We start from the raw sequence: 9,424 nt of genomic DNA on the forward strand, positions 1-9,424 counted from the left end.
CGCGATGCCGCCGTCCCAGTGCACGGCAGCCACCCACTCACCGTCGGGCGCCATGGCCAGGCCACCGACGAACGAGGGCGTCTCCAGCGTGGGAGCCAGCCGCCTGCCCTGCGCGTCCCACAGGTCCATCCGGTCGGAGCCTGCCGTGGCCATCCAGGTGCCGTCGGGGGCGATGGCCAGGTGCTTCACGGCCTCCACCGACGTCTTGATGGTGGTCAGTGGGGTGCCGTCGGCGTACCACAGCCTGGCGCGGCCGTCGCGGCCGCCGGCCGCCAGCCAGGAGCCGTCGGGGGCGATGGCCACCGTGTCGACCCAGTCGTCGCACACCTTGAGCGTCCTGATGGGCGTGCCGTCCCGCTCGAAGAGCCGGACCAGGCCGTCGGAGTCGGCGGTCGCGAGCCAGCGGCCGGCGGGCGAGATCGCCACCGAGGTGAAGAAGGTCTCCTCCGCCACGGTCGCCGTACGGCCGCCCGCCGAATCCCAGAAGGACAACCCGGTGCCCGCGGTGGCCAGCCAGGTGCCGTCCCTGGCCACCGCCACGGCGTTGGCGATCGTGCGACGGTGGTCCTCGCCCCGGGCAGGGAATCGTGCGGGGTCCCAGACCTGGATCGTGCTGGGCTCGATCGCGGTCACCAGCAGCGTGCTGTCCCGGCTGACGGCCAGGTCGTTCACAAGGGCGTGGCGGGCGACGAACCCCATCTCCTCTCGCGGCCGGTCGATCCTGGCCGTGACGAATCCCTCGGGGCGGTTGACGGACGCGGCGAGCCACCGGCCGTCGGACGACATCGCCATGTCGGAACAGTCGTCGAGAGCGGGTTCCACCACGCCCTCCATCGCCCCCTCCGGACTCCAGCAGCGCGCGCGGGAGTCCATGTGGAGTGCCACGATCGCGTCTCGAAGCGGATGGGCCACGACCTCTGCGACCTGCAGATCCTCTGACAGCGGGATGGCGCACCGCTGCGTGCCGTCCCTGTTCCAGACGCGGATGCCATCCTCGCAGGGATGCGCCACCCACGCGCTGCCGGCGCCGATGGCGATCTTCGAGTGCTCGTCGGCCTGCGCCTGCACGCGCCACAGCGGGTTGCCCGTGTCGCTCCACGCCATCAGGCTGCCGTCGTCGGTCACCGCGGCGATCCAGGTGCCGTCGGGGGCGATCGCGACCTGCTGCACCTCGCCGTGGGCCGCCTCCATGACCGCGATCGGCGTGCCGTCGGCCAGCCAGGTGCGTACCGTCCGGTCCCAGCTCGCGGTGGCCAGCCACGTCCCGTCGGCGGAGATCGCGACCGAGGAGACGGCGTCCTCGTGACCGCTGAGGGTCGCGCGCAGGCTGCCGTCGAGGTTCCAGATCCTGGCCTTGCCCTCCCAGCTCGCGCCGGCTATCCAGGTGGAGTCCGGGCTGATGGCCACCTGGGTCACCCGCTCGTCGTTGAGCCGCATCGTCCGGACGAGCGCCGGATGGGGCAGGTCAGGCGGCGCCCACAGGCAGTCCAGCCACGGCTCGCCGGCAGCGTGGAGCATCTCGCGCAGCTCGCCGGCGTTGCCGTACAGGCGGGCCGCGAGGGTGGGCAGGAGCGCGCCGCGGTCGCCGTGGGTGAACAGATGCGCGTTCCTGGCCAGCGTACGGCGCAGCCGTTCCGCCTCGGGAGCGCCTGCCCTGGCCAGGTCACGGTCGACGGCGGCGATGCCTAGGGAGGCGAGCTTGGACGCGATCCAGCCCGTCTGGGTCATCAGGTCGGCCAAGTCCTCCCCGGCCGCCACGTAGTGGTCGGGCAGGTGGGCGAGGCAGTACATGACGGCCTCGCCCGTGACCGTCTCCTCGACGATCGCCTCCTCGACGTCCGTGAAGGTGCCGATCAGCGCCTTGGCGGTTCGGGAGACGACCTCCCCGCTCGATGCCTGGCGCAGGTAGTCACGGACCACGTCGGGTACGAGCAGCAGGTCGCGGTCGGGGCGGTGATCCGCTAGCCCGGCCTCGCACAGCTCGGCCAGCAGCCGCTCGGACGCCCCCTTCGACAGGCCCGCCGTCCGCTCCCACACGGCGGGGACGATGCTCGCAGGGATGTCGCTGTCCGCGGCGAAGGCACCGAGCTCCAGCAGACGCGGCAGCGCCCCCGGCGAGAGCGACGGTAGCCCGGCGTCCAGGACCTTCCGTACGGCGTAGGCCCTGGCGGCCGGATCGGCGAGGTCGAACGCGTCGTCCACCGATGTCCCCAGCGATCCGGACAGCCTGGCGAGCAGGGGCCAGCCTCCGTCAGGGACCTTGAGCCGGATGATCGACGGCAGTCCGGGCAGGATGTCCGCGGTCCTGGCGGTCACCAGCACGGTGACGTCCGAGGTCAGGCTCAGGCAGGCGCGCAACTGCTCGGCGGTCCGCACCCCGTCGAGCACGAGCAGGCCAGTGCCGGGCTCCTCGAAATCGGGCTCGGCGTCCGCCGTGATCCACGGGACGCCGAAGGACTCCAGCCGGTCGCGTACGAGGGACTCGACGACGTGGGGCGGGGCCGCGCCGACGGTGAGCCAGTCGATGCCGTCGCCGAAATGCTCGGCCACCTCCGGGATATGGCAGGCGGCGGCGGCCAGCGCGGTGGTGCCGAACCCCTCGACGCCGTCCAATTCGGGGAGGACGGCGACGAAGCCGTGCTCATCGGAGGTGAGCCGCGCGACCAACTCCGTCAAACCAGGAATCTCGTTCATCACCGAGCCCAACGCGCCGGACGGAGATCGGGTTCCGTCACGGGCGCGTCTTCACCAGCCCGTGCCTATCGTCAGCAGCATCACCATGGCCACGATGAGGGCGCCGAAACGGGGAGCCTGCCGCCACTTGCGCTGGAAGAGGCAGATCGCACAGCCCACGACTCCCGCGAGGGCCACGACCAATCCTGGCCGTCCTGATCGCCGGGGCCACCAACCTGGGCCTGACCCGCATGTCGGAAGCGTGCGGGGTGTCCTATGACACCCTCGCCTGGACCCAGGAGTGGTATGTGCGGGAGACGCTGCGCGAGGCGAACACGGTCCTGGTCAACCACCACTACAAGCTGGAGCTGGCCAAGAAGTTCGGCGGCGGCACCATGAGCTCCTCGGACGGGCAGTGCATCCCCGTCCGCGGCAAGAGCCTGACGGCCCGGGACATGACCATCCACGGCGGCCGGGTCCTGTCGACCTATACCCATGTCTCCGACCAGTGGTCGACGTACGGCACAAAGCAGATCGTGCCAACCACCCGCGAGGGCCACTACACCCTGGACGAGATGCTCGGCAACGCCACCGATCTGCCGATCCACGAGCACGCGACCGATACCCACGGCGCCACGCTGGTCAACTTCGGGTTGTTCGATCTGGTCGGCAAGGTCCTCACCCCCAGGATGCGCGATCTGGGCAGGATCACCATGCTGCGGGTCGACACCCCGGCGGCGACCAACGCGCTCTACCCGCACGCCGGGCCGCTGCTGGCCGACCGGTGGAACGAGGACCTGATCTGCGAGTGCTACCCCGACCTGCTGCGGGTGGGCGGATCGCTGAAGTTCGGGGAGGCCACCGCCTCACTCATCGTCGGGAAGTGGTCGGCCGCCTCCCGGCAGAACACCCTGGCCGCGGCGTTGAAGGAATGGAGGCGGATGCGCCGCACCATCCACGCCGCGCGCTACCTTTCGGATCCGGTCTATCGACGCAAGATCTCCCGGCAGCTCAACAAGGGCGAATCGCTGCACGCGCTGTGCCGGGACTTGCACTACGCCCAGCAGGGCACCATCGTCCGGCCCCACCTGCAAGACCAGACCGAGCAGGCATGGTGCGTTACGATCCTGACGAACGCAGTGATCACGTGGACGACCGAGTACTACGGCATGGCAATCAAGGAACTGCGCGTCCAGGTCCGCGAAGTCCCCGACGAACTGCTGTCGTTCATCGCCCCCGGCCACCGCGAGAACATCGACTTCTTCGGCTTCATCGAGGTCGACATCGAAGCCGAACTCGGCAAACTGGACGACGGCTGGCGACCGCTGCGGCCAACCCTGGTGAACGAGTCAGGCACCACCTTCCTGATCAACCCCTGATGCCCGAACCCTGGAAGAACCATGATCGTGGCCGCCTGTCGGCGTGCGGGGCCGTATGAGCGGGGGCTCACCCCTGAAGACCGCCGCAGGCTCAGCCTCTGTTCTGGCCCCCGCGTGTAGCTCTACGGCCGGTTCCGGTTGGACAGGGACATCCGGCTCCACCTCATCACCGCTTGCCGCTCACATCCCCTCACCGAGGGCGGATGTAGCCGGGCCGGCCGGCGGGCTCGCGCCGCGGCCGGCCAGCCTGGTGGCCTTCACTCGGCGGAGGGCGGGGATGGCCGGCTGTCGGTCCAGCCGGACTCCAGCACCCTGTTGACCCGGTCTTTCACCTGTGGCATGCCGCCGGTGAGTTCGAAGGTCAGCACCCTGGAGGTGTCGGGGTCGATGATCAGTCTGCCCTGGGTGGATTGGCCCTGCTGGATCGGGAAGGTCACGGAGACGCCCGGCCGCCCCTGCGGGTCGGTGGTCCGGCCTTCGACCCGCACTGCGGGCAGCGTCGCCAGCGCCTGGTAGGCGGTGCTACGCACCTGTGGGGAGGCGGGCAGTTCGTACAGGAGTGATGCCAAGGTGGGCGGCAGGCCGTCCTCCACCGAACCGGCGAAATCCTGATCGCTACGGATCGCCTCAGCGGCCCGCTTCTTCAGCGCTTCGGGGTCGGCGGGCAGCGCCTCGATCTCCTTCAGGGTCATGGGCATGGCACTCCAGTAGAGCTTCCGCTTCCCCTTGAGCCGGGTGAGCGTGCCCTGACCTGGCGAGGTGGAGTAGACGCCGCCGTCCTTCCCCATCTCCCATTCGGTCGGCGAGCCGTCCCGGCGCCATGCCTCCACATCCAGGGGACGTGCGGCCAGCTGCCTGCGGCCGATCCAGCCTCGGCCATCCTTGGCCACCCACGTCTCCGAGAGGTATGCGGTTTCCAGACGGTAGGTGTTGCCGTTCCGGCCGTACGGTCCCGCCGAGCCCACGTACAGCTGCTTGAGATGCCAGTAGGCGCCTTCTGGGGCGGCTTCGGCCTTGGCAGCGGCAGCCAGCAAGATCGACGTGCCCGACAGGGAGGTGACGCCGGGTGTGACCGTGGGAGAGGGCGCTGCGGTGAGGGTGGCCTGGCCAAGGAAGACCGCCGTCGCGACCGCGGCCGCGGCGAGCCCGATGGCACCGGCCCGCCACGGCAGACGCCGGGCCGTCCGGCCTGGGCGCGCCTGGGTCGCCATGATCGCCTCACGCAGTTCGCGCGCGCCGGGCCCCTGATCCGGCGCGTGTGGTGCCGGGTCGATGGCCCTCACCAGGTTGTCGATGTCGCTCATGCTTCCCCCATCGCGATTGTCAAGGACGCCTGCCGCTCCAGCGCCGCTGCCATCCGTTTGCGCGCCCGATGCAGCCGGGTCCGGGCGGCAATGGCCGTACATCCCATAACTTTGGCGATCCGCTGGCTGGTCAGGCCCTCCCAGCAGGCCAGCGCCAAGACCTCGCGGTCGCGTTCGGGTAACCCGTCGAAGGCGGCGCGAACATGGTCCAGATCGACCGGTCCGACCGGCCGGTCGGCGGCCAGTTCCGCGCGCAGCCGCTCGGTGAGCACAGCTCTGCGCATATCGCCGCGCTGCTGGTTGGCCAGTACGCGGCGGGCCACCCCGTACAGCCACAGCAGCGCCTCCTCACCCTCGGGCACATCCCCGATGCGCCGCCAGGCGGTGAGGAACGTCTCGGAGATGACGTCGGCCGTGTCGTCGGGCGAACCGGTGCGGCGGGCGGCGTACTGGTGTATCGCCGGGTAGTACGCGTCATAGACCGCTTCGAAGCGATCTCGGTGTGTCACAGAGTCTCCTTGCCGAAAGGTGCCGGACACCTGGTAAATGTCCGGCACCTTTCGGAATGTGGCAGCTGGCAATGAGCAGTTTTGCGCTACTCACCCTGCAGTCCGGACGCCATACCGTCGCCGGGGCTGGTGTAGCTGGAGCGCATCAACCGGACACCGACACTGCTGACGCAGGTGCCCGAGGACGGGAACGCCCTCAGGGTTGTGATCGGGGCCCGGGGCTCGACCAGTTCTTAGATAATCAGCGTTATCAGGCAAGATAGCGATCACTGACCTAGCGCGAGCTGGGCGAGCGTCCCTCACTTCGGAGGCTTCGTTTCCCGGTTATCTGGCAACCCGGCGGATCAGGGAGGTCGGCACGGTGGATCCGGTCATCGCCGAGCAGCTCGGCCGCTCCCACCCGCTCGCCCGGCACCTCGATGACTTCCTCACCGACCTGGCCAACGCCGGGAAGTCGGCGCACACCCGGCGCGCCTACCGCGGCGACCTGATCGCCTTCGCCGCCCACCACGGCGAGGAGATCGGCGAGCTGACCGCTGCGCCCGTCCGCGCCTACCTGGCCGAGCTCGCCGACCTGTCGTCGGCCAGCCGCAAGCGCAAGCGCGCCGCCATCGCTTCCTTCGCCAAGTGGGCCGTCCGCCACGACCTCCTGGCCGCCAATCCGATGGACCGCATCGACACTGTCAAGGTGCCCAAGAACCTGCCCCGCCCAGCGTCGGCCACCGACGTCGCCAAGGTCATGGCCGTGATCTGCTCGCGGCGGCCGCGCAAAGATCTGTCGCTGGACCGGCTGCGGGATCGGGTGCTGTTCGAGACCGCCTACGTCTGCGGCGCCCGCGCCTTCGAAGTGTGCGGCCTGTACGTGGAGGACCTCGACTTGCGCCTGGACGACGAACACGTCCGTATCCACGGCAAGGGCGGCAGCGTGCGCACCGTCCTGTTGGACGACCGCGGCTACGTCACCCTGCTCAAGCTTTACCTGGCCCGCGCCGGCTACACCGCCGGGCCACTGTTCCGCGCCGGTATCAACGGCCGCGGCGGACCGCTGTCCTACGACGCCGCTCACCACCGCCGGCGGAACTACTGCACCGCCGCACGCGTCGAGATCGACATCCATCAACTGCGGCACGCCCACGCCACCGAGCTCATCAACGCCGGGGTGTCCATCGAGGCCGTTCGCCGCCGCCTCGGCCACCCAGCTTTGCGCACTGCTGGACGACAAGGTCGCCGACGCCGAGATCCGCGCCGCCCGCCGACGCCGCGACCAAACGATCCACTGACGACAAACCGCTCAGGGCCGTCGCACCCTCTTGCGTCATCAGCGCAGGTCAGAGATGGGTTCGATGAATCCTCCGCGATCTTCACCGATGCGGTGAGATGGGTGCGGGAACGCGACGTGCTACTGCCTGGGGTGACGACGCTGGCACGGGTGCGTGATGAGACGACCCGACGATTGTGGGGCGTGCTGGAGGGGTTGTTGACGGTGGGGCAGCGCTACGTGCTGGACCAGCTGTTGGAGGTGCCGCCGGGATCGCGCATCTCGGACCTGGAGCGCTGGCGCAAGGGACCGGTCCCGCGCGGGTCCGGACCGACGCTGATCAAAGCGCTGGACCAGGTCGCGGAGGTCATGGGGCTGGGCATGGGCGAGCTGGGCGCCGATCGCTTGGTGCCGCCGCGTCGGTTGGCGGAGCTGGCCAAGTACGGGATGAGCGCGGATGCCTCGCAGATTCGCCGCCACCGCGACGGCCGCCGGTTGGCGACGCTGCTTGCCACGGTCGCCTTCCTGGAGGCGAAGTCGATCGACGACACCCTGGAACTGCTGGATCTGCTGATGACGACCGAGCTCTTGAACAAGGCGCAGACGGCCGCGGACAAGGAGAAGATCCGCAAGCACCCGAAACTGGCCAAGGCCTCGGCCCGCCTGGCGGTGGCGGTGGAGGCGTTGTTCGACTCCGACTCCTGGGGCGGCCCGGAGGAGGAGCCGCGGGTCGCGGAGGTCTGGGAGGCGATCGAGGCGGTGGTCTCACGGGCGGAACTGCGAGCCGCGCTGGTGTTGGTGAGTGAGAACGTGCTGCCCGCCGACGCGGAAGATCCCGAGGACTGGCGTAGTGAACTGGTCGGCTGATACGCCACGGTGTCGGGATTCTTGAAGCTGTTGCCCAAGACGATCTGCTTCGGCGCGAACGCCGAAGGGGTGGTAGTACTGGCGGCGATGCACAAGCTGCCGGATGTGCTGGCCTATCGCAGCCGGCTGACCGCGCCGCTGATCCCCGGCCGCCTTCATAGAGGCAGCCGTGGTGAGCGGCCCGTGGAAGCGTCTGGTGTTCGGCCACCCCGCCCACGCTCCACCCGGTGGCGCAATCCTCAGGCCAGGCTGTTGGAGGGCAAGGCGTGGGAGGCGGTCCGAGTGGACGTGCTCACCCAGACGATCCGGACGCGCTGCTGGCTGACCACACGCGCGCCCTGGACGCGGCCTATCGGAAGTCAGCGGGCGGCTTGACGCCAACACCGAGGTGCGGATCGACGACGCAGGAAAGATCCACCTGACTGGCGTGAAGGCCGTCGAGGAGCCACCGTCGCTGGTCGACCTGCGCAACCGTACGGCGGGCGATGCTGCCGCGGGTGGACCTACCCGAGGTCATCTTGGAAGTGATGACCTGGGAGCCACAAATGGTGGAGGCGTTCACCGCGGTGTCAGGCGGCCGGTCCCGGCTGGAGGACCTGCCAACCTCGATCGCGGCATGCCTGGCCGCGCACTCCATGAACGTCGGGTATCGGCCGATCGCCAAGACCGGCGTGCCTGCCCTGGAGCGCTCACGCTTGTCGCACGTCTTCCAGAACTACTTCCGGCCCGAGACCGCTCAGCCTGGCCGACGCGCCGCTGGTCGCCTGGCAGGCCAGGCTGCCTCTCGCCCAGGCCTGGGGCGGCGGCATGATCGCGGCAGTCGACGGGATGCGGTTCGTGATCCCCATCCCGACTGCCCTACTCACCGACGACGCCCGATCCACCGTACGTCCGGGCCAGGCACGGCGCCGCCATCTGCAATGGTGACCTGACCGGCGAGCCGGCCTTGCACATACTGCCGGAGTGCGTCGTTGACGGCCAGCTTGCACAGCTTGGGGCGACGAGCTTGGCGGTCGGCGTGCCACTGCGCGACCGAGGCGCGATAGTCCAGACGGCCACCGCGGGTGGCCGCATTGCGCCGCAGTTCCCGCGAGATCGTCGACGGTGCCCGCCCCAGACGGCGGGCGATCTCCCGCACCCCGCACTTTCTGCGCGCGCAAGATGGCGATCTCCTCACGCTCGGCGAACGACAGGCCGCGGCCCGAGGACGGATCAAGGCTAATCGGTGGCATGCCGCCACCTTCACGAAACCACCGTGGTCCCAGCGGCATCGACACGCCGCACGCGACCGCCGCCTCCTCACTCTGCAGCCCTTTGGCGATCAAACGCCAGAACCGCTGCCGCTCCTCTCGCCGGTTGACCGGCGGCCGTCGGTCACGTCCACGGACGTGGTGTATGAATCGATCTTCGCGTGATCCTGTTTATGCAGGTTAA

Annotated in this window: 8 protein-coding genes and 2 pseudogenes; 5 read left to right on the forward strand and 5 right to left on the reverse strand. The window is 69.4% G+C overall.

Going from position 1 to position 9,424, the window contains the following annotated elements; all coding sequences use genetic code 11:
* Together ACFSKW_RS45320 and ACFSKW_RS45325 are read right to left on the reverse strand one after the other, a co-directional pair.
* On the reverse strand, window positions 1–2,676 hold a 2,676-nt coding region (locus tag ACFSKW_RS45320), incomplete at its 3' end, for a hypothetical protein (RefSeq protein WP_379580803.1).
* 69 nt (window positions 2,677–2,745) lie between these two features.
* Window positions 2,746–2,871 (reverse strand): hypothetical protein, encoded by a 126-nt coding sequence (locus ACFSKW_RS45325; RefSeq protein WP_379580804.1) that lies wholly within the window; start codon window positions 2,869–2,871, stop codon window positions 2,746–2,748.
* A 20-nt stretch (window positions 2,872–2,891) separates the two neighbouring features.
* On the opposite strand from ACFSKW_RS45325, the gene ACFSKW_RS45330 reads away from it, so the two are divergent.
* Window positions 2,892–4,052 (forward strand): Tn3 family transposase, encoded by a 1,161-nt coding sequence (locus ACFSKW_RS45330; protein ID WP_379580809.1) that lies wholly within the window; start codon window positions 2,892–2,894, stop codon window positions 4,050–4,052.
* 257 nt (window positions 4,053–4,309) lie between these two features.
* Here the strand turns inward: ACFSKW_RS45330 and ACFSKW_RS45335 are convergent, their stop codons facing one another.
* Window positions 4,310–5,356 (reverse strand): CU044_5270 family protein, encoded by a 1,047-nt coding sequence (locus ACFSKW_RS45335; RefSeq protein WP_379580805.1) that lies wholly within the window; start codon window positions 5,354–5,356, stop codon window positions 4,310–4,312.
* Window positions 5,353–5,913 carry an RNA polymerase sigma factor gene (locus ACFSKW_RS45340; RefSeq protein WP_379580806.1) on the reverse strand — a complete coding sequence of 187 codons (561 nt, stop codon included), beginning with the start codon at window positions 5,911–5,913 and terminating at the stop codon, window positions 5,353–5,355. The genes ACFSKW_RS45335 and ACFSKW_RS45340 overlap by 4 nt, the downstream gene beginning before the upstream one ends.
* 313 nt (window positions 5,914–6,226) lie before the next feature.
* Here ACFSKW_RS45340 and ACFSKW_RS45345 point away from each other — a divergent pair, with 313 nt between their 5' ends.
* The 4 genes and pseudogenes from ACFSKW_RS45345 (at window position 6,227) to ACFSKW_RS45360 (ending at window position 8,917) form a co-directional block, all read left to right on the forward strand.
* Window positions 6,227–7,990, forward strand: a complete 1,764-nt coding sequence (locus ACFSKW_RS45345) for a tyrosine-type recombinase/integrase (protein ID WP_379580807.1) — start codon at window positions 6,227–6,229, stop codon at window positions 7,988–7,990.
* Window positions 7,991–8,011: 21 nt separating this feature from the next.
* The gene (locus ACFSKW_RS45350; protein ID WP_379580808.1) at window positions 8,012–8,365 is read left to right on the forward strand and encodes a hypothetical protein; all 354 of its coding nucleotides are present in this window, start codon (window positions 8,012–8,014) and stop codon (window positions 8,363–8,365) included.
* Window positions 8,366–8,475: 110 nt separating this feature from the next.
* Window positions 8,476–8,688: pseudogene (locus ACFSKW_RS45355) on the forward strand (Tn3 family transposase); the annotation flags it as partial.
* Window positions 8,666–8,917 (forward strand): Tn3 family transposase, encoded by a 252-nt coding sequence (locus ACFSKW_RS45360; protein ID WP_379580810.1) that lies wholly within the window; start codon window positions 8,666–8,668, stop codon window positions 8,915–8,917. The pseudogene ACFSKW_RS45355 and the gene ACFSKW_RS45360, both read left to right, overlap by 23 nt.
* On the opposite strand, the pseudogene ACFSKW_RS45365 reads toward ACFSKW_RS45360, so the two are convergent.
* Window positions 8,880–9,387 (reverse strand): annotated as a pseudogene (locus tag ACFSKW_RS45365) (transposase); the annotation flags it as partial. The gene ACFSKW_RS45360 and the pseudogene ACFSKW_RS45365 overlap by 38 nt on opposite strands.
* Window positions 9,388–9,424 lie beyond the last annotated feature (37 nt).

The sequence above is a fragment of the Nonomuraea mangrovi genome (assembly GCF_042681425.1).
Lineage (GTDB): Bacteria > Actinomycetota > Actinomycetes > Streptosporangiales > Streptosporangiaceae > Nonomuraea > Nonomuraea mangrovi.

Excerpts from the sequence above, each read along its gene's own strand:
- ACFSKW_RS45335 (WP_379580805.1), bottom strand. The coding sequence starts at position 5,356 with ATGAGCGACATCGACAACCTGGTGAGGGCCATCGACCCGGCACCACAC.